This window comes from Burkholderia singularis (assembly GCF_001718875.1).
Taxonomy (GTDB): domain Bacteria; phylum Pseudomonadota; class Gammaproteobacteria; order Burkholderiales; family Burkholderiaceae; genus Burkholderia; species Burkholderia singularis.
In genome coordinates this window covers 1,149,292-1,172,954 of record NZ_CP013449.1, presented here as the reverse complement: position 1 = coordinate 1,172,954, position 23,663 = coordinate 1,149,292, and the positions used below count along the sequence as shown (strand labels likewise).

22 protein-coding genes are annotated in these 23,663 nt (G+C 64.2%); 7 read left to right on the top strand and 15 right to left on the bottom strand.

Annotated features, from left to right (window positions below; translation table 11 throughout):
• Nucleotides 1–154 precede the first annotated feature (154 nt).
• Nucleotides 155–1,450, bottom strand: a complete 1,296-nt coding sequence (locus AQ611_RS20730; protein ID WP_069235890.1) for an aspartate carbamoyltransferase — start codon at nucleotides 1,448–1,450, stop codon at nucleotides 155–157.
• Between the two features lie 262 nt (nucleotides 1,451–1,712).
• Here AQ611_RS20730 and AQ611_RS20725 point away from each other — a divergent pair, with 262 nt between their 5' ends.
• Nucleotides 1,713–1,847: an entericidin A/B family lipoprotein gene (locus AQ611_RS20725; protein ID WP_059570723.1), complete on the top strand. Its 135-nt coding sequence runs from the start codon at nucleotides 1,713–1,715 to the stop codon at nucleotides 1,845–1,847.
• Nucleotides 1,848–2,077: 230 nt separating this feature from the next.
• Here AQ611_RS20725 and AQ611_RS20720 read toward each other — a convergent pair whose 3' ends face one another.
• The 4 genes from AQ611_RS20720 to AQ611_RS20705 form a co-directional block, all read right to left on the bottom strand.
• Entirely contained in the window at nucleotides 2,078–3,163 is a 1,086-nt protein-coding gene (locus tag AQ611_RS20720; RefSeq protein ID WP_069235889.1) for a porin, read from the bottom strand.
• Nucleotides 3,164–3,294: 131 nt separating this feature from the next.
• Complete coding sequence (locus tag AQ611_RS20715) at nucleotides 3,295–4,362, bottom strand: ABC transporter ATP-binding protein (RefSeq protein ID WP_059519785.1); 1,068 nt, start codon at nucleotides 4,360–4,362, stop codon at nucleotides 3,295–3,297.
• Nucleotides 4,355–6,136, bottom strand: coding sequence for an ABC transporter permease (locus AQ611_RS20710; protein WP_059519784.1), 1,782 nt, complete (start codon nucleotides 6,134–6,136; stop codon nucleotides 4,355–4,357). Before AQ611_RS20710 ends, AQ611_RS20715 begins: the two co-directional genes overlap by 8 nt.
• 111 nt (nucleotides 6,137–6,247) lie before the next feature.
• Nucleotides 6,248–7,348, bottom strand: a complete 1,101-nt coding sequence (locus AQ611_RS20705) for an ABC transporter substrate-binding protein (protein WP_059519783.1) — start codon at nucleotides 7,346–7,348, stop codon at nucleotides 6,248–6,250.
• A 124-nt stretch (nucleotides 7,349–7,472) separates the two neighbouring features.
• Between AQ611_RS20705 and AQ611_RS20700 the strand changes: the two genes are divergently transcribed.
• Together AQ611_RS20700 and AQ611_RS20695 are read left to right on the top strand one after the other, a co-directional pair.
• A complete protein-coding gene (locus tag AQ611_RS20700; RefSeq protein ID WP_059519782.1) occupies nucleotides 7,473–8,147 on the top strand; it encodes a response regulator in 675 nt (224 codons plus the stop codon).
• On the top strand, nucleotides 8,144–9,607 hold the full coding sequence (locus tag AQ611_RS20695; protein WP_069235888.1) for a sensor histidine kinase: 1,464 nt from the start codon (nucleotides 8,144–8,146) through the stop codon (nucleotides 9,605–9,607). The genes AQ611_RS20700 and AQ611_RS20695 overlap by 4 nt, the downstream gene beginning before the upstream one ends.
• A 281-nt stretch (nucleotides 9,608–9,888) precedes the next feature.
• Here AQ611_RS20695 and AQ611_RS20690 read toward each other — a convergent pair whose 3' ends face one another.
• Complete coding sequence (locus AQ611_RS20690; RefSeq protein ID WP_059519780.1) at nucleotides 9,889–10,272, bottom strand: hypothetical protein; 384 nt, start codon at nucleotides 10,270–10,272, stop codon at nucleotides 9,889–9,891.
• 249 nt (nucleotides 10,273–10,521) lie between these two features.
• Here AQ611_RS20690 and AQ611_RS20685 point away from each other — a divergent pair, with 249 nt between their 5' ends.
• The 3 genes from AQ611_RS20685 (at nucleotide 10,522) to AQ611_RS20670 (ending at nucleotide 12,608) form a co-directional block, all read left to right on the top strand.
• Entirely contained in the window at nucleotides 10,522–10,959 is a 438-nt protein-coding gene (locus AQ611_RS20685; RefSeq protein ID WP_059519779.1) for an Hsp20/alpha crystallin family protein, read from the top strand.
• Nucleotides 10,960–10,974: 15 nt separating this feature from the next.
• Nucleotides 10,975–11,382, top strand: a complete 408-nt coding sequence (locus tag AQ611_RS20680; protein ID WP_069235887.1) for an Hsp20/alpha crystallin family protein — start codon at nucleotides 10,975–10,977, stop codon at nucleotides 11,380–11,382.
• 566 nt (nucleotides 11,383–11,948) lie between these two features.
• Nucleotides 11,949–12,608 (top strand): carbonic anhydrase, encoded by a 660-nt coding sequence (locus AQ611_RS20670; RefSeq protein ID WP_059519776.1) that lies wholly within the window; start codon nucleotides 11,949–11,951, stop codon nucleotides 12,606–12,608.
• A 165-nt stretch (nucleotides 12,609–12,773) separates the two neighbouring features.
• Here the strand turns inward: AQ611_RS20670 and AQ611_RS20665 are convergent, their stop codons facing one another.
• The 3 genes from AQ611_RS20665 to AQ611_RS20655 form a co-directional block, all read right to left on the bottom strand.
• Complete coding sequence (locus AQ611_RS20665; protein WP_069235885.1) at nucleotides 12,774–14,285, bottom strand: cryptochrome/photolyase family protein; 1,512 nt, start codon at nucleotides 14,283–14,285, stop codon at nucleotides 12,774–12,776.
• Nucleotides 14,286–14,485: 200 nt separating this feature from the next.
• The gene (locus tag AQ611_RS20660; protein WP_069235884.1) at nucleotides 14,486–14,737 is read right to left on the bottom strand and encodes a hypothetical protein; all 252 of its coding nucleotides are present in this window, start codon (nucleotides 14,735–14,737) and stop codon (nucleotides 14,486–14,488) included.
• A 76-nt stretch (nucleotides 14,738–14,813) separates the two neighbouring features.
• On the bottom strand, nucleotides 14,814–15,260 hold the full coding sequence (locus tag AQ611_RS20655) for a hypothetical protein (protein ID WP_059519774.1): 447 nt from the start codon (nucleotides 15,258–15,260) through the stop codon (nucleotides 14,814–14,816).
• Between the two features lie 488 nt (nucleotides 15,261–15,748).
• On the opposite strand from AQ611_RS20655, the gene AQ611_RS20650 reads away from it, so the two are divergent.
• On the top strand, nucleotides 15,749–16,645 hold the full coding sequence (locus AQ611_RS20650) for an alpha/beta fold hydrolase (RefSeq protein ID WP_069235883.1): 897 nt from the start codon (nucleotides 15,749–15,751) through the stop codon (nucleotides 16,643–16,645).
• 6 nt (nucleotides 16,646–16,651) lie between these two features.
• Here the strand turns inward: AQ611_RS20650 and AQ611_RS26205 are convergent, their stop codons facing one another.
• From AQ611_RS26205 to AQ611_RS20615, 6 genes are all read right to left on the bottom strand, one after another.
• On the bottom strand, nucleotides 16,652–16,840 hold the full coding sequence (locus AQ611_RS26205) for a transposase domain-containing protein (RefSeq protein ID WP_069235882.1): 189 nt from the start codon (nucleotides 16,838–16,840) through the stop codon (nucleotides 16,652–16,654).
• A gap of 165 nt (nucleotides 16,841–17,005) precedes the next feature.
• The gene (locus AQ611_RS20640; protein WP_069235881.1) at nucleotides 17,006–17,563 is read right to left on the bottom strand and encodes a PadR family transcriptional regulator; all 558 of its coding nucleotides are present in this window, start codon (nucleotides 17,561–17,563) and stop codon (nucleotides 17,006–17,008) included.
• A gap of 184 nt (nucleotides 17,564–17,747) precedes the next feature.
• On the bottom strand, nucleotides 17,748–19,502 hold the full coding sequence (locus tag AQ611_RS20635; RefSeq protein ID WP_059519770.1) for an N-acyl-D-amino-acid deacylase family protein: 1,755 nt from the start codon (nucleotides 19,500–19,502) through the stop codon (nucleotides 17,748–17,750).
• 338 nt (nucleotides 19,503–19,840) lie between these two features.
• Complete coding sequence (locus AQ611_RS20625; protein WP_069235879.1) at nucleotides 19,841–21,049, bottom strand: hypothetical protein; 1,209 nt, start codon at nucleotides 21,047–21,049, stop codon at nucleotides 19,841–19,843.
• Nucleotides 21,046–22,170, bottom strand: coding sequence for a hypothetical protein (locus tag AQ611_RS20620; RefSeq protein ID WP_069235878.1), 1,125 nt, complete (start codon nucleotides 22,168–22,170; stop codon nucleotides 21,046–21,048). The genes AQ611_RS20625 and AQ611_RS20620 overlap by 4 nt, the downstream gene beginning before the upstream one ends.
• A 454-nt stretch (nucleotides 22,171–22,624) precedes the next feature.
• On the bottom strand, nucleotides 22,625–23,518 hold the full coding sequence (locus AQ611_RS20615) for a LysR substrate-binding domain-containing protein (protein ID WP_059519767.1): 894 nt from the start codon (nucleotides 23,516–23,518) through the stop codon (nucleotides 22,625–22,627).
• Nucleotides 23,519–23,663 lie beyond the last annotated feature (145 nt).

Sequence of the window (23,663 nt, the reverse complement as noted above, 5' to 3'; positions counted from 1 at the left end):
AACCAGCGGGATTGCTCGACGGCTCGCGTCCGAATATTACAAATTGTTTTCGGGCGACATTTTAGTAAATAAATTTATAAATGAGAAGCGTTATCGTTCATGTTTTTTGAAAGATGCAGGCGGCGAGGCGGGTGCGGGGCTCCTCGCCGCCGGTTCAATCGCTCCCATGAAACGGCGCGTCTTCCGGCCCCAGGTAAGCGGGCGGGCGCCAGGCCGCGTCGCGCATCGAGTGCTGGACCAGATGCTCGACGCCGAGCAGCACCGCGAAAATCGCCATCCGTACCGGAATCCCGTTGTCGGTCTGCCGGAAGATCGCCAGGCGCGGGTCGCGGTTCAAGTCGGTCGACAGGTCGTTGGCGCCTGGCCGGCTGTCGCGCGGCAGCGGATGCATGATCAGCGTATCGCGGCCGCAGGTTGCGTCGACGAGCGCCTGATTGATCTGGAAATCCGGCGTGTAACCCTCGAACGACTCGTCGGTGAAGCGCTCCTTCTGGATTCGCGTCGCATAGACGACGTCCGCGCCTTTCAACCCGTGCGCGAGATCATGTGTCTGCTCGATCACATGGCCGTTTTTCGCGATCTGCTCGACGATGTATGCGGGCAGCTCTAGTGTCGGCGGCGAAATGAGCGTGAATTTCAGCCCGCGATAGAGCGCGAGCAGTTTCGCGAGCGAATGGACCGTGCGGCCGTACTTGAGGTCGCCGACCAGCGCGATATGCGCGCCGTCAACGATCTTGCCGAGCCGCGAGAACTCGCGCTGGATCGTATACAGATCGAGCAGCGCCTGGCTCGGATGCTCGCCGGGGCCGTCGCCGCCGTTGATCACGGGCAGATTCGTCGCGCGGGCGAATTCGGCGACCGAGCCTTGCTCGGGGTGGCGGATCACCAGCGCGTCGACGTAGCCCGCGATGACGCGGCTCGTATCGTAGATCGATTCGCCCTTGGCCATCGACGAGAACGTGAAGCCCGTCGTATCACACACCGAGCCGCCGAGCCGGCAGAATGCCGCGCCGAATGACACGCGCGTGCGCGTGCTGGCTTCGAAGAACAGATTGCCGAGCACCGCGCCTTCGAGCACGCGCGAAATCTTGCGGCGGCGGGCGATCGGCTGCATCACGTCGGCCACGCGAAACAGGGCCTCGACCGAATCGCGCGAGAACTGATCGACCGACAGCAACTGGGGCTTGCCTTCGTGCAGGATTTGATTCGCAAGCGGCTGCCGGAAATCTACGCTTTGCGTATATCCTGGTGACGATGGCGGCGCGGCGACGATTTCGGACACGAAGCGTTCGACGATCTCGGGCATGCCGCGCGATTCCTGCGAATCATCGGGCAGCAGCCAGGTGTCGAGTGCGCGGCGGCTGACGCCAATGCGGTTGGCGAACGCGTCGCGGGTCATGTTGAGGCGGCGCATCGCGTCGCGCAGAAACGCTTGTTGAGGGACGGTCATCGGTCGGTGGGAGTGGGTGAAAATATACGCGGTGCGTATAATATGCGGGTGGCGGTTGAAGTCAAGTAAAAATGCGGGCGAGACCGCGTGACGCGCGGCGGCATTCAGCGTTGTCTGCACCGCACGACGTTTAACAATTGCAGTATTTCGAACGGCCGGTGCATCCGTATAATCTGACCCCGCCCCCGCGCGCCCATGCGTGGGTGAGTTTCGCTAATAACGGGCGCTCGTCGACGCGACCGCATTGATCAGGAGAAAACGAATGAACCGTGTGATTGCCGCAGCACTGTTGATCTTCACTGCCGCGCTGGCTGGTTGCAACACGATCGCGGGCGTCGGCCAGGACATTTCGAAAGGTGGCCAAGCCATTTCGAACACGGCCGAAAAGGCCAAGTAAGCGGTATAAATCATAAGCAGCCGGCTCGACGAGCCTGGGTATGCGATGCGGGCGGGCCCGGCGAATTGCCGGGCCCGCGCCGTTTCGGCTGCCCGAATTGACGCGGCTGCGCTTCGTTCGCGGTTGGTCCATATGCGCTGAATACACGGCCGAATACGCGCGAAAGTGACGCGTGCGGCGGGCGGCGTTCGACGATGGAACCCCGGGATATTGCGCGCCGCCCGCCGTGATCAGAATCGCTGCTGAATGCCCGCGGTCACGCCGACTTGCGTATCGCCGTACCCGGCGATGTCGCGCGATACGCCGACCTTATTGCCATGCTTGGCGATCGCGAAACCGCCCGCCGCGTATAGCACCGTGCGCTTGGACAGCGCATATTGCGCGCGCATCGAAACGAGTGTCGGGTCGGCATCGGTGGCGCCCTTGATGTTCTGGTGATACACCGCCGCGATCAACGAAAACGCCGGCGTAAGCTGATACGAGCCGCCGATCCAATACATGTCGCTCAACTGCTTGGCCGCCGCGTGGAACGTGCGCCGGTAATGACGGTAGCCGGCCATCGTCTTCAACGCGCCGAAATCGTAGGACAGGCCCGCATGAATGCCCTGTGTGTAGTTGACCGGATCGGCGGGCGTCACGCTGTCGGCCGCGCCGTTTTGCCGGTCGAACGTGGCCACCGCGGCAAACGGTCCGGCTGCGTAGCCGAGCGCGAAATCGTATTTCGAGCTGGTCTTCAAGCTGCCCGGCACATTGCCGAAACCGTACATCGCGCCGAACTTGACGCCGCTGAAATCGCCGTCATAACGCACCGCGTTGGACGAGCGCGTGAGCATGCCGTCCTTGCGTGCGCCGGTGGCCATCGACGACGTCGCCCACGAATAATTTTGCGCGTAGCCCATCGGGTCGAACGGCAGCATGTAGTCGTAGGTGACGGTGAACGTTCGCCCGAGCGACAGTTCTCCCCATTTGCCTTTCAGCCCGATCGTCGCGCGGCGCGCGAAGATCGAATCGGGGCCGTCGTCGAATCCGCCGTTCGCCAGGTCGATGCCGCTTTCGAGGCGGAAGATCGCGTTGAGTCCACCGCCGAGATCCTCGACGCCGCGCAATCCCCAGCGCGACGTATTCTTGTTGCCGGACTTGAGCCGCAATGCGTTGCCGCCGTCCGGCGCCGCGTGGTTCGTGTATTCGATGCCGGCGTCCATGATCCCGTAGATCGTGACCGACGATTGCGCATGGGCGGCGGTGGCGGCCGCGAGCACGGCGGCCGAGCCGCCGGCTGCCGCCGTGCGAAGCGCGCATTTCGCGAATGACTTCATTGACGGTGTCTCCAGTTTCTTATGGTGGGGAAAATCTGCGCGGCGCGGCGTGCTGTGCTGCACGGATGCGCCGATGTGCATGGCACGCCGCGCGCGGCTGCCGGATCGGCCGGCATGCCGCTGCGCGCGGCTCAGCCCGCTTTCGCGAATGCCCAGCAGTCGTTGGCCGGAAACTCCAGCCAGTGCTTGCCGGCCGCGCGTGGCCCGGTGCCGAATGCGCGCAGCCGCAAGCCGCCGCAATGGAACAGGTATTCCCAGCGATCGCCGAGATACATCGACGTGACCAGCTCTGCGTGCAACCGGTTCGCGCCGGGCCCGTCGGCAAGCTGCACGCGCTCCAGGCGGATTACCGCCTGCGCGTGCTGGCCCGGCGCGAACGTGTCGCGGGCGCGCGCGCGTAGCTGCCAGCCGTCGCCGGCGAGCGTCACGCAGTCGCCGTCGACGGCCGCGACCCGCGCGTCGATCCGGTTGTTGCTGCCCATGAACTCGGCCGCATAGAGCGAGCGCGGCGCGCCGTACAGTTCGGCGGGCGTGCCTTCCTGCTCGATGCGGCCGTTGCGCAGCAGTAGGATGCGGTCGGACATCGCCATCGCCTCGGTCTGGTCGTGCGTCACGCACAGCGCAGAAAGCCCAAGCGACACGATCAATTCGCGCAGCCACGCGCGCGCCTCTTCGCGCAGCTTCGCGTCGAGATTCGACAGCGGCTCGTCGAGCAGGATCACGGGCGGGTTGTAGACGAGCGCGCGCGCGATCGCGACGCGCTGTTGCTGGCCGCCGGAGAGCTGGTGCGGCAAGCGCTCGGCGAGGTGGCCGAGGCCGAGCTGCTCGAGCGCGGCGCGCACGCGGCGCTGCTGCTCGGCCGGCGCGACGCGGCGCAGCTTCAGCCCGTAGCCGACGTTGTCGGCGACGGTGCGATGCGGCCACAGCGCATACGACTGGAACACGAGCCCGAGCGAGCGCTGCTCGACGGGTAGATCGATGCGCCGCGCGCCGTCGAAGAAAACCTGCTCGTCGAGTTGAATGCGCCCGCCGGACGGTTGTTCGAGGCCCGCGACCGCGCGCAGCAGCGTGGTTTTGCCGCTGCCGGACGCGCCGAGCAGGCACACCACCTCGCCCGCCTTCAGTTCGAACGACACGCCGTTGAGAATCGCGTTCGTGCCGTAGCTGAGATGAAGATTGTCGACGGTAAGCTTATCCATGAAGTTTGACTCCGACGCGCAATGCCACGCCGAGACCGGCGCCGACCATCGCGATGTTGATGACAGACAGCGCCGCAACCTGATCGACCGCGCCCGTTGCCCACAGCGACACGAGCAGCGAGCCGATCACCTCGGTGCCGGGCGACAGCAGGTAGACGGCCGTCGAGTATTCGCGCTCGAAGATCATGAAGATCAGCAGCCATGCGGCGAGCAGGCCGAAGCGCACGAGCGGCAGCGTCACGTCGAGCGACGCGCGCTCGCGCGTCGCGCCGACGCTGCGCGCGGCTTCCTCCAGCTCAGGGCCGACCTGCAGCAGCGCGCTTTGAATGAGCCGGATGCCATACGCGAGCCAGACCACCGTGTACGCAATCCAGATGCTCCACATCGAGTTCTTCAACTCGCGCAGGCCGGGCACGAACAGGAAGATCCACAGGAACGCGAGCCCCGCGAGCAAGCCCGGCACCGCGCGCGGCAGCAGCACCAGGTAGTCGAGCAGCTTGGTTGCCCAGTCGTGGCGCCGGTGGCCGGCGAACGCGACGAGCGAATAGAAGCCGACCGACAGCGCGCCGCCGGCCACGCCGATGCCGAGCGTGTTGACGATCGCGCGCACCAGGTTGTCCTGCTCGAACAGCTCGACGAAATTCGCGAGCGTCAGCACCTCGGCAAGCGCCACGCCTTCGCCCCAGTTCGTCACGAACGCGCGCAGCACGATGCCGGACAGCGGCACGATCACGCTCAGCGTGAGCCACAGCGCGACGAGCGCGACCGCGACCCAGCGCCATGCGCCAAGCGGCAGCACCGTCATGCGTGTGGCCTTGCCTTTGACGGTGACGAAACGGTTCGCGCTTTTCAGCAGGCGGCGCTGCAGCAGCACGAGCGGGAACGTGATCGCGACGATACAGATCGCCACCGCGGCCATCAGGTGATACGACGGCACGCCGAGCTTGTTGGTCAGCTTGTACAGATAGGTGGCGAGCACGAGATGGCCTTCCGGGTCGCCGAGCACCAGCGGCAGGCCGAACACCTCGAAGCCGAGAAAGAACACCAGCACGCCGGCGAACAGCAGCGCGGGCATGGTCATCGGCAGGCTCACGTCGAGCGCGACGCGAAATGGCCGCGCGCCCGTCACGCGCGCGGCTTCCTCGGCGTCCGAGCCGAGGTTGCGCAGCGCGGCCGACGAATACAGGTACACGTGCGGCACGTGCGTAAGACCGACGATCACGGTGATCGCGGCGATCGAATAGATGTTCCACGGCGCGCTCGCGGCGCCCGTCCATTCGCGGAACCACACCGAATAGAAGCCTACCGGGCCCGCCGCGACGACATAGCCGAACGCGAGCACCATCGGCGACACGAATACCGGCGTGAGCAGCAGCGGCTCGAGCCAGCGGCGGCCGGGCAGGTCGGTGCGCACCATCAGGAACGCGAGGATGCCGCCGAGCGGAATCGAGATGAGCAGCATCCCGCCCGCGATCACGAACGAGTTTTTCGCGGCCGACCAGAAATCGGGATCGTCGAAAATGAAACGGAAGCCGTCGATGCCTAGCGTTTTGTTCGCGTCGAAGAACGGCGCGGACAGCAGGCTCTGGAACAGAATGAAGCCGAGCGGCAGCGCGACCGCGACGCTCAGCGTCGCGATGACGATCCAGCGCAGCATGCCGCCGAGCGGCCGCAAGCTGCTTGCCGGCAGCGGTTGCGCCGCGCCGTCGGCCGTGGGCTGCGCGGCGCACGGGGACGCGCCCGGCGGGGCGCCGCGTGTACTGGTTGAAAGCATGAGTTTGCCCCTGCGGCCCGCAGGCCGCGTGAAAAGAAAATCGCCGAAAGGGAAGTCGCCGAAAGGGGAAGGGCGCGTCGCGCGCCGCGCGGGCGGCGCGCTAGGCGGCGCTCAGCGCTTGATCGACTGTTGCCATTGCTTGAGGAACGCGAGGCGCTTCGACTGGTCGAGATAGACCAGCAGGCCCGTGCCGATCTGGATCGGCTTCAACGAATCGCCGAGCGCTTTCGACAAGCCCGCCGCCGACGTCTCGCCGTTCACGTCCGAGCGGATCGCATACAGATTCGCCTGATTCGCGATCAGCGTCTGGCCGCGCTGCGACAGCAGGTAATCGATCCACAGCCGCGCGGCATTCGGGTTCTTCGCTTTCTTCGAGATCGTCGCGAGGCGGCTGACGACTTGCGTGTAATCGCTCGGAAACACATAGCCGATCGATTTATCCTTTTTCGCTTTCGCGTAGGCATACGAACCGATGATGTTGTAGCCGATCAGGTTCTCGCCGGACGAGATCCGCTCCATCATCGCGCCGGTGCTGGATTGCAGCTTCGGCCCGGTGGCGCCGATCGCCTTCACCAGCTCCCAGGTGACCTTCTCGTTGACGTGCGCATCCTGGGTCAGATAGTTGAAGCCGACGCCGGATTTCTCGATGTCGTAGGTGGTGACCTTGCCCTTGAAGCGTTCGGGCTGCGATTGCAGCAGCCGGATCAGATCGGCGCGGGTCTTGGGCACTTCGTTGTCGGCAATCAGCCGTTTGTTGTAGACGATCGCGAGCGGCTCGAAGGTTGTGCCGTAAGCCTGCTTCTGATACTGCGCCCATTGCGGGATGTGCGCGCTCTCCGGCGAATCGTATGACGTCATCAGGCCGTCGTTGACCAGCTTGATCTGCAGATCCATCGCGGAACTCCACAGCACGTCGGCGCTCGTGCTGTTCGCCGCGTTCTCGCTGATGTAGCGGTTGTACAGCTCGGTGCTGTTCATGTCGTTGTATTCGACCTTCACGCCGTATAGGCTTTCGAAATCCTTGAGCAATGGCCGCACCAGGCCGGTGTCGGTCGTCGAATAGACGATCAGCTTGCCTTCCTTTTTCGCGGCGTCGATCGTGCCTTGGTAATTTCCCGGATATCCGGCGGGAACCTGCGCGTAGACGGCGCTGGCGGCCGCGCTCGCGACGAGCGTGACGATCGCGGCTACGCGCTTGGGTGCGAACGGCATGTCTTCCTCCAATGGCTTGTTGTGTTGTTCGAGTGACGCGGATGGTAAGGGCGGCGCACTTTCAGCCTGCTTTCATTTCGGTTCAAAATAATGCATTTTGTGTCATGGATTTCCCGAGGTTCCCATGCGTGTGCTGCTCGTCGAAGACAATCCGATCCTTGCGCAGTCGCTTGCCGATGCGCTGAGCACCGCGTGTTTCGCGGTCGATCACATGGCTAACGGGGAAGCGGCGGACCACGTGCTGCGCACCCAGGATTACGCGCTCGTGATTCTCGATCTGGGGCTGCCGAAGCTCGACGGGCTCGAAGTGCTCAGGCGCCTGCGCGCGCGGCGCAATCCGGTGCCGGTGCTGATCCTCACCGCGCACGGCTCGGTCGAGGATCGCGTGAGGGGGCTCGACCTCGGCGCCGACGACTATTTGTCCAAGCCGTTCGATCTGACCGAACTGGAAGCGCGCGCCCGCGCGCTGATCCGGCGCAGCCTGGGACATGAGCATTCGCGCATCGAGTGCGGGCCGCTCGTCTACGACAGCGTCGATCGCAACTTCCGGCTGGCCGGCGAGGCGCTGCAGCTGACCCCGCGCGAGCGCTCGGTGCTCGAAGTGCTGATCCTGCGCAACGGCCGCGCGATCAACAAGGAAACGCTGTCGGAGAAGATCTTCGGGCTCGACGAGTCGGTCAACACGGACGCGATCGAGATTTACGTGCATCGTCTGCGCAGAAAGCTCGACAATCGCGGCGTGGCGATCGTGACGCTGCGCGGGCTGGGCTATCTGCTCGAAGCGAGCGCTTCGGCATGATGCGTCCGAATCTGCGCACGCAACTCACGCTGTGGCTGCTGTTGCCGCTTTTGGGGCTGCTCGTTCTGGATTCGTGGCTCACTTATCAGCGCGCGATGAGCGCCGCGCATGTCGCGTTCGACCGCACGCTGTCGTCGTCGCTGAAATCGATCTGCGAGGGCGTGCAGCTCAATGGCGGCGATATCGAAGTCAATCTGCCGTATCTCGCGCTGGAGATGTTCGAATCGAACGACGGCGGCAAGATCTACTATCTGATTCGCGAGAGCGGCGGCCGCGCGGTCACCGGCTATCCCGATCTGCCGCTGCCCAAGGCGCTCGACGCCGGCAGCGGCGAGCCGTTCGTCACGCATTACTACGATGCCGTCTATCGCGGCGAGCGGCTGCGCATGGCCGCGCTGCGCCTGCCGATTCACGACGTGCCGAGCGCGCAATCGCGGGTCGTCTGGGTGATGGTCGGCGAAACGATCGAAGCGCGCCAGGCGCTCGCGCGCGAGATTCTGACCGGCTCGCTGTTGCAGGAAGGGCTGCTCGTCGTGCTGGCGCTCGGCATCGTTTGGCTGGGCGTGGCGCGCGGGCTGCGCCCGCTGAACCGGCTGTCCGCGACGGTCGCCGCGCGCGCCGAGGACGATCCGGCTCCGCTAGATACGCTTGGCATGCCGAGCGAGCTTGCGCCGCTCGTCGAATCGATCAATCAATACATCGGCCGCACCCAGCGCATGCAGATCGCGCGGCGGCGCTTTTTCGCGGATGCCGCGCATCAGCTGAAAACGCCGCTCGCGGCCGTGCAGGCGGGCGTCGAGCTTGCGCTGCGGCCGGCCGAGGAACAGCGGGTCGGCGTGCATCTGCGGCGCGTCGATGGTGCGGTGCGGCAGGCAGCGAAGATCGTTCAGCAATTGTTGTCGCTGTCGCGGCTCGATTCGGATAGCGGCCACACGGCCACGCACGAGCCGGTCGCGCTGCATCGCGTCGCGCGCAGCGTGACGCTCGACTGGTCGCCCGTCGCACGCTCGCGCGACATCGATCTCGGCTTCGAGCACGACGCGGATGTCGTCGTGGACGGGCGGCCCGAATTGCTGTCGGAGATGATCGGCAATCTGATCGACAACGCGATCCGCTATGCGGGCAATCGCGCGGTGATCACCGTGCGCGTGGGGCGTGAAGGCGACGTCGCGCGGCTCGACGTGATCGACAACGGGCCGGGGATTGCGGCGCACGAGCGCGAGGCGGTGTTCGCGCGTTTCCATCGCGGCAGCAATGCGCAGACGGTCGAAGGCACCGGGCTCGGGCTGTCGATCGTGCGGGAGATTGCGCGGTTGCACCAAGGGCGGGTCGAACTGGCCGATGCCGCCGGCGGCGGATTGATCGCGACGGTGACGCTGCCGGCATCGAGCGAGGCGGCGCGAGGCTTGCCGAATGGGCGAACCAAATCGATGCGGTTTTTCGACGACCGAACCGGTTGAGCCGGTTGCGTCGGCCGGTCCGTTATCGCGGGCAAATTTCAACGCCCGGATGGCCATGCCGGCCGCCATCGCCGGCATTTTTCATATTTTGGAGGCGTGATGCCGGCAGGGAGCGCCACTGCCGGCGTGCCCGTTCCGATGCCGCTGCATGCCAGGCGGCGTGGCATGGCAGGCACACGCCGTATGCCGCACGGGCGCGGCGTGTCCCGGCGCGTGTCTTCGTATTGCGCGCATTGCCGTTCAGGCGGACGCCTCGCGCAGAATGTCCGTTGCATGCGGTGCTACTGGATCGGCGGTGCGGTGCCCAGTTTTTCGGCCAGCATGCGCTCGTAGACGCCGAAGTGCAGGTCCACGTCCGCCTGTGCGACCGGCGTGACGGTGATATTGATCTGCTGCGGCAGCAGCCCGAGCACGACCGCGATGGCGGCTTCGAGTTGCGGCGCGCAAACCTTGTCCTCGGCGATCGTGGTTCCGATGACGACGTCGTAGGCCTTTTCCTGCCGGCAGACGAGTTCGACCAGCCGCGCACGGGCGCTCATGTTGTTGTCGATCGCGATTCGGACCACTTCCGCCACGGTGCGCATCGCTTCCGTCGGAAAGCCCTTGGTCGAGCGCAGCCGCACGCGGTGCCTGCCGAGTGTCAACCAGTCAGTGTCGAATTCCATGGAGTCCTCCGTTCGGGGTTGCCTTTGCCTGCGATGATAGGATCTGTCGGACGATTTCCAAGTCCGCGATTTCGTTTTCGCCTCTTGAATTCCCCATCCGAGTGCCTATCTAAAGCTTCGCTCAAGCAGCGGCATGGCGAGTACCTGCGCCGTGCGTTGCGTGTTTCGATTTGTTTGCCAGACGTCGGCAGGCGAACTGGAGCGCGTAGGTCCGTTCGTCTCGACGCATCACATGAGGAGAGCACCATCATGAGCGATCTTTATTCCGGCACGGGTCTTTTCAGGGAACTCGACCGCTTGCAGCGGCAGATGGAGGGCCTGTTCGGTCCTTTCCCGTCCAGCATCCGGGCGAGCCGTTTCGGCACTTTTCCGGCCATCAACATCGGGGCGACCGATGATTCGATCGAGATCGTCGCGTTCGTGCCGGGCGTCGACGCTGCGGCGCTCGACGTCTCGATCGACAAAGGGTTGCTGACTATCAGCGGTGAACGCAAACCCGTGCAAACGGGCGAAGAGGAAACGCGCGCCTATGCGCAGGAGCGCTTCACCGGCACGTTCCGGCGCGTCATTGAACTGCCGCAAACGGCAGATCCCGACAAGGTCGACGCACGTTACGAAAATGGTTGCTTGTCGATCAGAGTGGGCAAGCGCGAATCGTCCAAACCGCGCGCCATCACCATTCAGTAATTCGAGGAGCGGAAAATGAGCGACACCACCGGACTCACCCAACCCCAACGATCCGCCGTCACGCGCACGCAAGGCGGGCAGCCCGCGCGCCGCACGGCAGTCACTCCGGCAGTCGACATCTATGAGAACAGCCACGGCGTGACACTATGGGCCGACCTGCCCGGCGTGACGAAAGACAAGCTGGACGTGCGGGTCCATGACGACAACCTTTCCATCGAAGCGGAAGCCATCGTGCCGACGCCCGCCAACCTCCAGTTGCAGCATGCCGAAGTACGCGAGCCGCATTTCTCGCGCACTTTCACGCTGTCACCGGATTTCGATACGGCGAAAATCGAGGCCAGCCTGCAGGACGGCGTGCTGAAGCTGACGATTCCGCGTCGCGAAGAGGCACGCCCGCGGCGCATCGAGGTGAAAATGGCCTGACGCGCCGGCAGCGAGCGGCGTGAGTACCGTGGCGGCAGCGCTCGCGCGTGCCGCCACGGCGAATGCATGGCAGCGCTGCTCAACCGGACCGGTGCGCGCGATGTCCGAATTGCAGTACGCCTGATGCCTGGCCCGGATGCGATCGGCCGCCGTTTCGGTGACGGCGGCGTGTTTGCGTGCACGCGCTGCGTGCGGACATTGGCGTATATGCGTTGCGTGCGGTGTCACCGTCGATGGTCGGCGTCCGACGGTTGAAGAATTGACGCAGGCCGGATATGCGCAAGCGTGGACGACGCGCGGCGACGGCGCGGCCGTCCTGCATGGCGAAAGCGGCGACCTGGCCGCGACGCGAATCGGCTTGGCGACGGTTCGCTCACCGGTGCGTTATTCGTATGCGCCGCGGCATGTTCACGTCGGCCGCGCGGCGCAGATGAGCGCATCAAAATGAGCGCATCGAAACGGACACGGATGTTCGGCTGATATTCGATTTTCGGCGATAATGGCGGCCGCCCGGAGCGGCAGTTTATCGAACGGTCGCGCCGGCAATCGAATTTGGAGGACGTTACATGCGTGACATCATCGACGGCTTTCTGCGCTTTCAGCGCGAGATCTATCCGCAACGCATCGAACTTTTCAAGCAACTTGCGACGACGCAAAATCCGAAGGCATTATTCGTCACCTGCTCGGATAGCCGCGTCGTGCCCGAACTTCTCACGCAGCGCGAGCCGGGCGAGCTGTTCGTGATTCGCAATGCGGGCAATATCGTGCCGTCTTACGGCCCGGAGCCGGGCGGCGTGTCGGCTACCGTCGAATATGCGGTTGCGGTACTGGGTGTGCGGGATATCGTGATTTGCGGCCACTCCGACTGCGGCGCGATGGGCGCGATCTCGCGGTGCACGTGCCTCGATCATTTGCCGGCGGTGGCCAACTGGCTGCGCCATTCGGATGCCGCGAAGGCGATCAATGCCGCGCATCAGTTCGATACGCCTCGCGCCAAGCTCGATGGGCTCGTGCGTGAAAACGTCATCGCCCAGTTGGCGAATCTGCGCACACATCCTTCGGTGGCGCTTGCGCTCGAACAGGGGCGCATGACGCTGCACGGCTGGGTCTACGACATCGAGACAGGCAGCATCGACGCGCTTGACGGCGCGACGCGACGCTTCGTGCCGCTCGCCGAGTCACCGACCACCGTTGCCGTGACTTCGCGCGGCCGCGAACCGGTGTGATGCGGTCTGAATTGCCGGTGCGATAGCCGGTTTTCGTTTTCGCGATTTATTGCAGAAATGGCAGGTATCCGGCAGCCCCGGCTGCCGGTTTCATTGCAGCGCCGATCTTTTGCCGTCACCGCCCGGGACGGGGAAGCGCCGGGCGGTTGCCGCATGCCGAAGCCGCTATCGAGTCGTCGCGCGATGCGCGTGTCCGCCGCGCATGTTGTCTAAAGCTGCGAGGGCGCGCTCGCGCGCATACTGATGAGCCACGATGGGCTGCGGGTAGTCGTGGCCGAGCCGAACCGACGCGGCGGTCAATTGTGCGGATTGAGCGAGCCACGGGGCGTGAATCGATTCGCCGGGTAGACGCGAAAGCTCGGGCACCCAGCGCCGCACATAGTTGCCGTCCGGGTCGAACTTCTGGCCCTGCAGCACCGGATTGAAGATGCGAAAGTAAGGTGCCGCGTCCGCGCCGCTGCCGGCTACCCATTGCCAGTTTGCCGGGTTGCTTGCCTCGTCGGCATCCACGAGTGTGTCCCAGAACCACGCTTCTCCGTCGCGCCAATCGATAAGCAAATGCTTGACGAGAAAGGACGCAGCCACCATGCGAACCCGGTTGTGCATCCAGCCGGTATGCCAAAGCTCCCGCATGCCGGCATCGACGAGCGGATAGCCGGTTTCGCCGCGCTGCCAGGCGCGCAGTTCGCCGGCATCGGTGCGCCACGGCATTGCGTCGAATGGGCGTTTGAAGTTGACCTGATGCAATGGCGCAAAATGATAGAGCAGATAATACGAGAACTCGCGCCAGCCCAGCTCGTCGAGAAACTTGCCCACACTCGCGTCGGCGGCGCTCGAAGAGGAGCGGGGGCGCGCGGCCGACCGCGCGGCGTGCCATACCTGCCGCACCGAAAGATTGCCGAAACGCAGATACGGCGAAAGCCGGCTGGTTGCCGTCATCGCAGGATTGTCCCGCCCACTCGCGTAACCGGCCAGCGCGCAGGCTAGAAAGGACTCGAGCTGACGCTGCGCCGCTTGTTCGCCGCATTGCCATGTCGCGCGCAATCCGCCTGCCCAGTCGGGTGCGCAAGGCTGAAGCGCCAATGCCGACAAATCCTTCACCTGGGCGCTCACGTCTTCCGGCACGGGGAAAAAGTCGATGTGACGCGGCGCGGGCAACGGCTCTTCGGCGCAATAGTCGTGGCGCGCCGCACGCCAATACGCGCTGAATACCTGATATGGCCTGGCATCCTGCGTGGTCACTGTCCAGGGCTCGCGCAGCAGGTGGCCATTGAAAGTCAGAACCGCCATTCCACGTTCTTTCAGCGCCGATTTGATCGCCGCGTCTGTCTCGCGTTGCGCTGCCGAGTATCTGCGGTTCCAGCACACTTTGATCGCACCGATTTTGACGGCAAACGCTTCGATCGTCTGTTGCTCCGGCCCGCGAAGCACGGTCAGTTGACCGCCCATTGCGGCAAGGGAAACGTCGAGTTCGCGCAACGATTCATGAAGCCACCAGCGCGCGGCAGCGCCTGGTGGGCGAATATTCCGTGGCTGCGGATCGTAGACATAAACGCATACGACAGGGTGGCCCGATGCGGCGGCATGTGCGAGTGCGGGGTTGTCGGCAACCCGCAGATCATCACGAAACCAAACGACGACCGGCGGGAGCGGGCGGTGCGGCGAAGCGGCAGGCATCGGCAACTCACAGAGCGGTTGGAGCGGGACAATCTACCTGATATGGGCTTCGCGCGTTAGCCGTCGATCGGCGGGCCAGCAGGCTGCCAAGCACGCACGCCGCGCCCAAGCGGACGCACGGAACGTCATGCCGTTTCTCAACGTATGAGCGTCGTTCGTGATCGGCATGCGTGTGCTGCGCAGAGCCGGCCGGCGGGCGTTTACGGCCGGTGCGCGGCCGGTTCGAGAATGCTCGTCGCGTGGCCGAGAAACAGCCATTGGTCGCGTTGCGGCTCGGACATATCGGTTTCCCGCATCCAGTATCCGCCGCATGTGTGGCAACGAAATTTGCCGACGATCAGCGGCTTGCTCATCAGCGGCCGCAGCTTCTTCGGTTTGCCGACGGCGATCAGCGGCGCGTCGCTCGGGGGCCGCTCCCCGGCGAACGGCAGACAAACATCACAAGGCTTCATCGAAACAATTCCAGGCCGTCGTCCGGCCTCTTCGCCATTTCCGGCACGATCACTGCATTGCACCTGCACCGCCGGTTCAATGCATGACGCGAGCCTGCGCGCGGGCGAGAAACGCACGCAGTTCGGTTTCCCAACCATCGTCCTGTAGCACGACCGTTGCCGTATCGAGCGGCTCCATGTCGCGGCTCAGATGCGCGAGCGCTAACGATCTCGGCGGGCACGGCCGGCGAAAGAAGCGCCCTTCGGCATCGAGAAAGAGGCTCGGGCTGTGTCTGATTCGCGCGCTGGACACCGAAATCGGGTCGAGCACGTGACGCGCCGATTCTTTCGGATAGACGAAGATCACGTTCGTCCCGCACGACTCGAGGCACGCGCAAACGTCCGCGAACCGGTACAGCATCTGAAAACCGCGTTCGCCGCTCCTGCCGACGCCGACGATCACGAGCCCTTGATCGCCCATCACATCGCGCGGCTCGCGACGTGCGTAGTCATGCGCGAGGAGGGCTACATGCATGTCGAACACGTATGTCTCCAGGTTGGCGCGTTGTGCTCGAGCGCAGCGCGCGGGCGGTTGAGCGGGGAGCCGGACAAGAGGTTCGGCGCAAGGATCAGCCGCTTATTTTAATACATCGAAACGCCGATGGACATCGGCTTGACATGTCGGATGTGTAACGCATGTGCGCATGCTGGACGACCAATGGAGCGCGAACTGCCTGCCGATGAATCGGCGGAGCGAAAGTTTGTGCTCCGAACGACGCGATGCCAGGGGCGATCGTGGCGCGTATGGCCGCGCTATGCAGTCGATTCGGGCGGATTTGCCGGACGCCGGATATTTTTGGGATGGCGGGCACGGTGAAATGCTTGAAAAGGGGGCGGATAGCGAAGTGGCGGTTTTCATGCCGTTTATTTTGATCCGCGGGATGCGATCCATCATTGCCGTCCCTCGACGAGAGAATGAGATGGCCGGGTGGCTCATAATGACCTCTTCGAGATCCTCTTCGGCGTGCTGCGATGTTCGACAACTTCCAAGCTACAACCGTCAAAACCGACGTGGCAGAGATATTCGTCAGGAAGTCCGGATCAGGAATGCCAGTATTGTTGCTGCACGGCTTTCCAGAAACACACTTGATGTGGAGAGATATTGCGCCGCTGCTGTCTGATCGATATGAAGTCTTTTGTGCCGACCTTCGCGGATACGGAAATAGTAGTTGTCCTGACTCCACGTTCACCCATGAGCCGTATAGCAAGCGGGCAATGGCTGGAGACATGGTTGAAATGATGCAGAGATTTGGCCATCAAGAGTTCGCGGTCGTTGGCCATGATCGAGGCGGTAGGGTCGCGCATCGCATGGCGTTAGACTTTCCTGATCGAATACACCATCTGGCAGTTTTGGATATCTTGCCGACGGAAGTTGTTTGGGACAAAGCGGATGCGAGGTTGGCGCTGTCATTCTGGCCATGGTCGCTGCTATCTCAACCATCGCCGCTTCCCGAGCGGCTTATTTCGGCAGCACCGGAAGCGGTTATTGATGATGCATTGAATGGTTGGGGAACCAGTGCGGATACGTTCCCGAAGCACGTCCGAGACGCTTACGTCGATGCTCTACGCGATCCCGCCAGAGTTCACGCCATTTGCGAGGAATACCGCGCGGCTGCGACCATCGACCGGGAGCACGATATGAGCGATATCGCTTCCGGACGAAAAGTTACCTCTCCCGTGCTCGCGGTGTGGAGCAAGCATGGGGGAATAGAAAAGTGGTACCAGGAACATGGCGGGCCAGTGGAACTTTGGCGGGATTTTGCCTGTAACGTTCAAGGTTATGCAGTCGATGGAGGGCACTTTTTCCCGGAAGAGCTTCCGGAACAAACGGCGGACATGCTCCACGCCTTCCTATCGAAGGGTACTTGACGAGTGTCAGCGAGGTTCGTCGCGAATCTTCGAGCGAAGCAGCGCGTCGTAGTCGTCGGCGGTTTTCGCCAGCAGCAGATGCTGGAGCGGCCAAGCGAGGTAGCGGTAGGCATCGAGACGATTCGCGCGGCATGTCTCGACCGACGCGTAGCGGTTCGCACTCGCACTCGCGCCGTTCACGGTGTCCGCGAACAACCACGAGCGGTGTCCAATGCATAGCGGGTGCTGCTGTTCGCCGTTGTCGCCATCGCCAAGCCCGCCGCTTTTTTTCGGCCGGTGCGACCGGTTCGGCAGCAGTGCTGATGAAGCGCGTGGCGGCGAACGGGCCCGCCGGCGCTGCTTCGCGAGCGGCGCTCTGCGTCAGGCGTCGCTCGGACGCGCTCGTTCGTCAGGCAGTGCCAGAATGTCCAGCGCCTGTTGCAGCAGGTCGGCCTGGGTTCGCTCGTACATGATCCCGGCTTGCAGCACGAGATGCTGTAAGCGCCGATTTTTTGTCTGTCCATCGTGCGCGAAATCGCGCGCTTCAATTTCGCGATAGAGCGCGAGCTTTTGCCGATGCTGTTCGAGCCGCTGCCGGACCGTGTCGACGAGCCCGGTCGGTCCGACCGCCGCCTCCGCGCGCAGCCGGATCAACAACTCGTCGCGTTGCGGCTTCGGATCGTCGTGCTGCGCGACCCAGCGCTTGAGTTCGTCGCGTCCGGCAGGCAGGATCCGGTATGCGCGCTTGCGGCCGCGCGCCTGTTCGACCGGCGACGATTCCACCCAGCCGCGTTGCTCGAGCCGCGCCAACTCGCGATAGATCTGCTGATGCGTCGCATGCCAGAAGTAGCCGATCGACCGGTCGAAGCGGCGAGTCAGCTCGGAGCCGGAGCCCGGGCGTTCGGCGAGGGAGGTGAGCAGCGCATGAGGCAGTGACATGGGACGGCGGACGGCGCAGGGCCAATGATCGAACTTCCGTCATCTTGCCATATCGCAACGCGTGGACCTGTCCTGCCGTCGCAGGGGCCGGCGAAACCTGTCCGGCGGGCCGTCGCTGCCGGACGCATCGAAGACGCGTGCGTAGACGGGCGCTCGCCACGTTGCGGTGGCCGGGCCGGATAGGCTAACGGGTTGCCGCGCGCAAAAAACGCCCCGTGCGTTGCCGCTCGCCATAACCGTCGGCGAACGCGCCGTCGCGGTACACGGTCTGTCCGTTGACGAGCGTTGCCGCGACGGCCGCGCCGCTGCGGTTCACGAGCCGGCGCAGCCCGTCGAATACCGGCATCGCCTGCTCGTGATACGCGTCGACCGACGCGTCCAGGTGCGCGGGATCGATGATCGCGATATCCGCGCGATCGCCGATGCGCAACGTGCCGGCGTCGATGCCGAAATACGCGGCCAGCTCGCCCGTTACGCGATGCACGGCCTGCTGGATCGTCATGAACGGCCGTCCGGCCTGCCCGGCTTCGTGCACGCGCCGCAGGAAGCGCACCGGCGCGTTGTAGAACGCCATGTTGCGCAGATGCGCGCCCGAATCGGCAAAACCGATCTGCAATGCGGGATGCGTCGCGACCCGGTCGAGCACGTCGGCGCGATGATTCGCGATCGTCATCCGCCAGCGCACTTGCTTGCCGTGCGAAACGACGAGATCGAGCAGCGCATCGGCCGGATGCAGCCCGCGCTCGTCTGCAACCTGGCCAAACGATTTGCCGATCACCGACGCATCCGGACAGTCGACGATCAACGTATCGTACAAATCGCGGGTCCACAGCCGCAGATCGAGCCCCTTGCCGACCTGCTTGCGGAATTGGCGCCGATAGCCTTCGTTTTGCAGCAGCTTGTTGCGCTCGAGCGCATCGTTCAGGTGCAGCGCCGCGCGCCCCGCGCCGAATTCCTCGAAGATCACGAAATCGATGCCGTCCGCGTACACTTCGAACGGCACGGGCAAATGCTGCCAGACGAGCTTGGCGCGCAGCAGCGCGTTCGCGAACTTCACGCCGTTCAGCAACACGTCGAGCGTGCCTTTCGGGGCGGCCTTGCTGTCGGCGGCCACGAGCAGCGACGTGCGCAGCGGCTTGCGCAGGAAATAGCCCGCGCTCGCGGCCATGAACAGCAGGCCGTTCAGCGGATTAGTCGTATTCGGCGCGCTTTGCAATACCCGCCCGCGGCGGCGCAGCACCCGGTTCAGGCGCCGATATTCGTGCCATGTCGCGAACGTCGACGGCAGCGATTTCGACCGGTATCGCTCGCCGTCGAGCTTGTCCCACGGCGTCGTCATCGACGACAGTCCGACGAAGCCCGCGTCGAGCGCGTCGTCGAGCAGCGCTTCCATGCGCTGCAATTCGGCGCGGTCGGGGCGCACGTGGTCGTCGACCGCGCGTCCGAGCCCCATCACATAGGTGCGCAAGTCCGAATGGCCGAGGAACGCGGCGACGTTGGGGCCGAGCGGCAGCGATTCGAGATGGCTGACGTAACCGGCAGCGCTATCCCAGGTCTTCACGCGCGACAGCACGCTGAGCATCTGCTCGCGCGGCAACGCCTCGACGCGGCTGAAGAGGTCGGTGCAGTCGAGCGCGTCGGCATGCACGGTCGACAGCGAGCACGAGCCGAGAAAAACGCTCGTCACGCCATGGCGCACCGATTCGGGCAGGCCCGGCGATACAAGAATTTCGGCGTCATAGTGCGTGTGGATGTCGACGAAGCCGGGCATCACCCATTTGCCGCTCGCGTCGATCGATTGCGCGCTGTCGGCGGCGAGCGGGGTGTCCGACACTGTGGCGACGCGTCCGTCGCGGATGCCGAGATCGCGCGTGCGCGGCGCGGCGCCTGTGCCGTCGAACCATAAGCCGTTCCGGATGATTGTGTCGTAATGCGCCATCGGGCGTGTCTCCGTATCGTATTCCGAGCGCAGACGGCACGCGGGTAGACGGCTGCGCCTCTATTAAACGTTACATTGCATGATGTAACGATAAAGCGCAAGCGGGAAGATTGCGGATGACGCCGACGCAGCAGCGGCAGGCGCCCGGCCAGCCTGATCGGCGAGGTGTCGGACGAGCCGGGCGATTGGCGGCGTCGCGCACAGAATCGACGAGCGCGCCGCGCGCCGAGCGGCCGGACGCGAAGCGGGCTGCCGAGGCCGGCGCGACGCCGGACGCCAACGGGCGCCGCGCCGCGCCGGATCGGCCGACGGGGAACCCTGCGGCGCCCGCCACCGCGTCAATTCGGCGGAAGCGCGATTTCGAGCGTACCGTCCGGCGCGATGGTCGCGTCGCCTGACGCGAGCCGCTGCCGGTAGTCGTTGAGCGCGAATCTGAACGTGCGCGTCAACGGCGTCGGCCGGATCAACGCTCGCGCGTTGAGCAAGGTGAGGTTGAAAAACTTGACGTCGCCCGATTGCAGCCAGATGTACGACTGCGGCAACGTGCCGGGCGGCGCGAAAGTCATGGCCGTTTCGCCCTGTTTGCCGAAGCGCAGATACAGCCCGCGCGCGCCGACCCACGCGGCGCTTGCGTTGCCGACGATCTTCGGCGGCGGGAACAGCGCCTGATAGTCGATATCGAGCGTATTGCCCTTGAAGTCCACGCCCGCCGCGGTGATCGGCACGACCGACGCCAGCCCGATGCCCGTCAGGTGCATCATCGTCGTGAGCGGCAGGCCGAACGCCTGAGTTTGCTGGGGTGTCAGCCGCAGCACCGGCCGGTCGTCGATGGTCGCGATGTCGGCGATCATCGTCACGGGCACGCTGGGATGCGGCAGCAGGCCCCACGGGTTCGCGCGGCCGGTGATCATCAGTTGCTTGGCCGTGTAGTAGCTCGTTTTGACGTCGGTGAACCGCGCGCCCGGGTAAGTCAGGATGTAGCGGTTGAACAGCGTCGCGAGCACCTCGAACGGCACCATGATTTCGCCGCTTTCGATGCGCAGGTCGTAAGTGTCGGGCGCGTCGAAATCGACCGGCATGTCGGCGCGCTTGGGTTCGAGCCAGCCATCCAGCTGCAACACGTGAAAACCGAGATCCTGATTCAGATAGATGTCGCTGTTTCGGATCTGGATGCCGACGCGGGGATAGCCCGAGCGGCGGTCGGTCGCAGCAGGCGGGCAAGGCGGCCGCGCGCCGGCGGGCAGCGGCGTGATGTCGGCCTGCCAGAACTTGCGCCATGCGGCATAGCCGGTCGACGGCCGGCCGGCATCGGCGGCGGCGCTTTTTTTGCGCAGCTTGGCGTAGCCGGACACCGGATCGATGACGGCTTGCGCGATGGCCGTATCGTCCCCCGGCGCGTCCGGCGGGACCGGCGGCTGCGCGGCCGACGTCAAGCGCTCGCATTGCGGGCGTGCAGCCGGGGTGGTGTCCGCGCCCAAGACCGGCAACGCGGCGGCGCTGCAAATGACGGCCGCCATCGCCCAGCGCCATGCTCGGAGCGGCTTCATTGGAGCCTCCTGGCTTGTTTATCGGCATCGGGCCGCTTGATGATCGAAACGCTACCGTCTATTCCCAAGCGGACATTGCAGCGCTGCAGCAGGGTGCGGTAATCGTAAAGGCTGAACGTCAGCGTTTCGGACGCATCGGCGCTGGAAAACGCGAGCGTGGTGTCCCGGGCGAGTACGCGCGCGACGCGAATGTCGCCGCCCGACAGCAGCAGATAGCTGCGGGCCGGATCGCTGATCAGCCCGTTGGCGGCCGATGCAAGCGGCGGCTCGCCACACGCATCGGCGCCGGTTTTCGTGTTGGCGCGGGGGGCGGCGTTGACGCCGGCCGTCGCGCTTGCCGCCGCGCTCGAAGCTGAACTCGAACCCGGGCTGGGGCCCAGCGTCATGACGATGCGCTCGCCGGTCTGGTTGATTGCCTGAATCGAGAAGCGGAATTGCGGCGGCGGCAGGATCGACATCACCCGGATCACGATGCGGTTGTCCCGCAACGAGATCGAGCGGGTGTGCAACGGCACGATGCTCTGGATGGTCAGCCGCGCGACATGCAGGCTGGGCGCGACCTCGACGCCGTCGATCAGGATATTGTCGGCTTCGAAGCCGAGCGTTGCCGCGTCGTCCAGCATCAGGCGTCCGGTGAGCGTCATCGGCAGCCAGCTTTTGCCGCGCAGCAGTTCGCCGACAATTTGCAGTCCGTTGTTGACGACCTTGATTTGCGTGTTGCGAATCGGCGCGTGCGCGTCCGACAATTCGCGATTCAGCAGCGCGGCGAGATTGGCGCCGGTCATCGATATTTCGCCGTTCGACACATCGACCCGGAACGATTCGGGATCATCCATCACGATGGGGCGAGACGGATCGTTTGCGTTCAGCCACGCATTCACGTGGCGGATATGAAAACCCGCGTCGCCGGTAAAGCGGAATTCGAGATTATTGGCGACGAAGCGCGTCGCACGCCGGTCGCCGCACTGCGCGGACACTGCTGCCAACGCGGTGCTCGCCGGGTAAGCCACGGCCGGATTCGACGGGTCCGCCGCCGCGCCGGCCGCCGGACAGTGCGCGAGCGACAGCAGCGTCGCTGCCACGCCGAGCAGGGGAGGCCATCCCCTTTTTTCATCCCGCATTGCATGTCTCCCTGTTTCTATATTGAATTTATTTAGCAACCCGCGGTATGGCCGTGCGGCAACGCCTGCACTGCGACGGCGCAAGCGTTGTCGACCGATGCGTTCGAATTCAGGTTCGAAGCACGCCGGGGTGCCTGACGGACTTTATATCCAAACCGCCATTTTGTCGTTCATTCGTTATCCGAATATACCGTCGGATACAGACGCCGGTATGTCGTCGGAACCGAAGATTCCGCCTATTTCGTCGAGTTTGACGTCACCGTTTCGAATGTTTTAAACAAGCGGCGATTGGCGTCGTTCGCTGCGGAGGGCGATTCATCGGGATTGCCGAATTCCGCTTGAAACAATCGGCGCGGCTTGGCCGGCTGGCTGGCCGGTCTGCCGGGGAGCCGAGCCGGCACGTCGACGGCTTTTCTCGCTATTCTCGAATCCGCCGCGTTCCGGGCCGCTCGGCTCAGCCCGGATGCTCGCGGTACATCTCCAGCGTCAATGCCTTGACGAATTCGACATACTCGGACCGGTCGTGCCGCCGGTGGCTGAGCACGATCGGCGACGTCGCGAATTCGTCGGCGAGCGGCCGGTACAGCACGTCCGGGCGAATGAAGCGCGCGGACGAAGGCACGATGCAGATTCCGGCGTCCGCGGCCACGAGCCCGAGCGCGGTTTGCAGTTCGCGAACCTCGGTGATTTCGGGCGGATGCACGCCATGATCGTGCAGCAGCGACAGCACCTGGTCTGCGTAACTCGGCCGAGGCTCTTTCGGGTAAATGATCACGCGCTGGCCGCCAAGCATGTCGACCGGCAGCGGCGCGGTGTCGTGCGCGAACCGGTGATCGGGCGAATACGCGGCCATCAGCCGTTCCTCGTGTATCACGAGCCGCTCGACGCCCGGGTCGGTGATGCGCAATCGCCCGAAGCCGAGATCAATCCGCCCGCTTTTCAGCGCTTGTGTTTGCTGGATCGAATACATCTCGATCAATTGCACGTCGAGCGCGGGATCATGCTGCCGCAGACGCCGCACAAGCGTCGGCAGTCCGCTGTAAAGCGTCGACGCGACGAAGCCGATCGACAACACGCTACGCTCGCCGTTGCCGACGCGGCGCGTCATGTTTTTCGCCTGCTCGACGCGCCCGAGAATCTGCAGCGCCTGCTCGTAAAAAAGCCGCCCGGCCTCGGTGAGCTTCAGTGGCCGGCTCGTGCGGATCAGCAGCGGCACGCCCAGCTCGTCCTCGAGCTGCTGGATTTGCCGGCTCAGCGGTGGCTGTGCGATATGCAGCAACTCGGCCGCGCGCGTGACGTTGCGCTCGTTCGCGACGGCAACGAAGTAGCGCAGTTGTCTGATGTCCATCGAGTCAGCCTCCGGTATTTCTTTCGATCAAGGTATTTTGATGATAAAAAACAGAAAAAAATCAAATATTTACTTTGTATCATACCTTTAAGGTATCTAATAAGACGCAAATAGTGTTGGATTTGGCGCGTGCGCATTTCTAGAC

What these genes read in the sequence shown, in the direction of transcription:
- AQ611_RS20730 (WP_069235890.1), bottom strand. Translation starts at nt 1,450, where the DNA reads ATGACCGTCCCTCAACAAGCGTTTCTGCGCGACGCGATGCGCCGCCTC.
- AQ611_RS20725 (WP_059570723.1), top strand. Translation starts at nt 1,713, where the DNA reads ATGAACCGTGTGATTGCCGCAGCACTGTTGATCTTCACTGCCGCGCTG.
- AQ611_RS20720 (WP_069235889.1), bottom strand. Translation starts at nt 3,163, where the DNA reads ATGAAGTCATTCGCGAAATGCGCGCTTCGCACGGCGGCAGCCGGCGGC.
- AQ611_RS20715 (WP_059519785.1), bottom strand. Translation starts at nt 4,362, where the DNA reads ATGGATAAGCTTACCGTCGACAATCTTCATCTCAGCTACGGCACGAAC.
- AQ611_RS20710 (WP_059519784.1), bottom strand. Translation starts at nt 6,136, where the DNA reads ATGCTTTCAACCAGTACACGCGGCGCCCCGCCGGGCGCGTCCCCGTGC.
- AQ611_RS20705 (WP_059519783.1), bottom strand. Translation starts at nt 7,348, where the DNA reads ATGCCGTTCGCACCCAAGCGCGTAGCCGCGATCGTCACGCTCGTCGCG.
- AQ611_RS20700 (WP_059519782.1), top strand. Translation starts at nt 7,473, where the DNA reads ATGCGTGTGCTGCTCGTCGAAGACAATCCGATCCTTGCGCAGTCGCTT.
- AQ611_RS20695 (WP_069235888.1), top strand. Translation starts at nt 8,144, where the DNA reads ATGATGCGTCCGAATCTGCGCACGCAACTCACGCTGTGGCTGCTGTTG.
- AQ611_RS20690 (WP_059519780.1), bottom strand. Translation starts at nt 10,272, where the DNA reads ATGGAATTCGACACTGACTGGTTGACACTCGGCAGGCACCGCGTGCGG.
- AQ611_RS20685 (WP_059519779.1), top strand. Translation starts at nt 10,522, where the DNA reads ATGAGCGATCTTTATTCCGGCACGGGTCTTTTCAGGGAACTCGACCGC.
- AQ611_RS20680 (WP_069235887.1), top strand. Translation starts at nt 10,975, where the DNA reads ATGAGCGACACCACCGGACTCACCCAACCCCAACGATCCGCCGTCACG.
- AQ611_RS20670 (WP_059519776.1), top strand. Translation starts at nt 11,949, where the DNA reads ATGCGTGACATCATCGACGGCTTTCTGCGCTTTCAGCGCGAGATCTAT.
- AQ611_RS20665 (WP_069235885.1), bottom strand. Translation starts at nt 14,285, where the DNA reads ATGCCTGCCGCTTCGCCGCACCGCCCGCTCCCGCCGGTCGTCGTTTGG.
- AQ611_RS20660 (WP_069235884.1), bottom strand. Translation starts at nt 14,737, where the DNA reads ATGAAGCCTTGTGATGTTTGTCTGCCGTTCGCCGGGGAGCGGCCCCCG.
- AQ611_RS20650 (WP_069235883.1), top strand. Translation starts at nt 15,749, where the DNA reads ATGTTCGACAACTTCCAAGCTACAACCGTCAAAACCGACGTGGCAGAG.
- AQ611_RS20640 (WP_069235881.1), bottom strand. Translation starts at nt 17,563, where the DNA reads ATGTCACTGCCTCATGCGCTGCTCACCTCCCTCGCCGAACGCCCGGGC.
- AQ611_RS20635 (WP_059519770.1), bottom strand. Translation starts at nt 19,502, where the DNA reads ATGGCGCATTACGACACAATCATCCGGAACGGCTTATGGTTCGACGGC.
- AQ611_RS20625 (WP_069235879.1), bottom strand. Translation starts at nt 21,049, where the DNA reads ATGAAGCCGCTCCGAGCATGGCGCTGGGCGATGGCGGCCGTCATTTGC.
- AQ611_RS20620 (WP_069235878.1), bottom strand. Translation starts at nt 22,170, where the DNA reads ATGCGGGATGAAAAAAGGGGATGGCCTCCCCTGCTCGGCGTGGCAGCG.
- AQ611_RS20615 (WP_059519767.1), bottom strand. Translation starts at nt 23,518, where the DNA reads ATGGACATCAGACAACTGCGCTACTTCGTTGCCGTCGCGAACGAGCGC.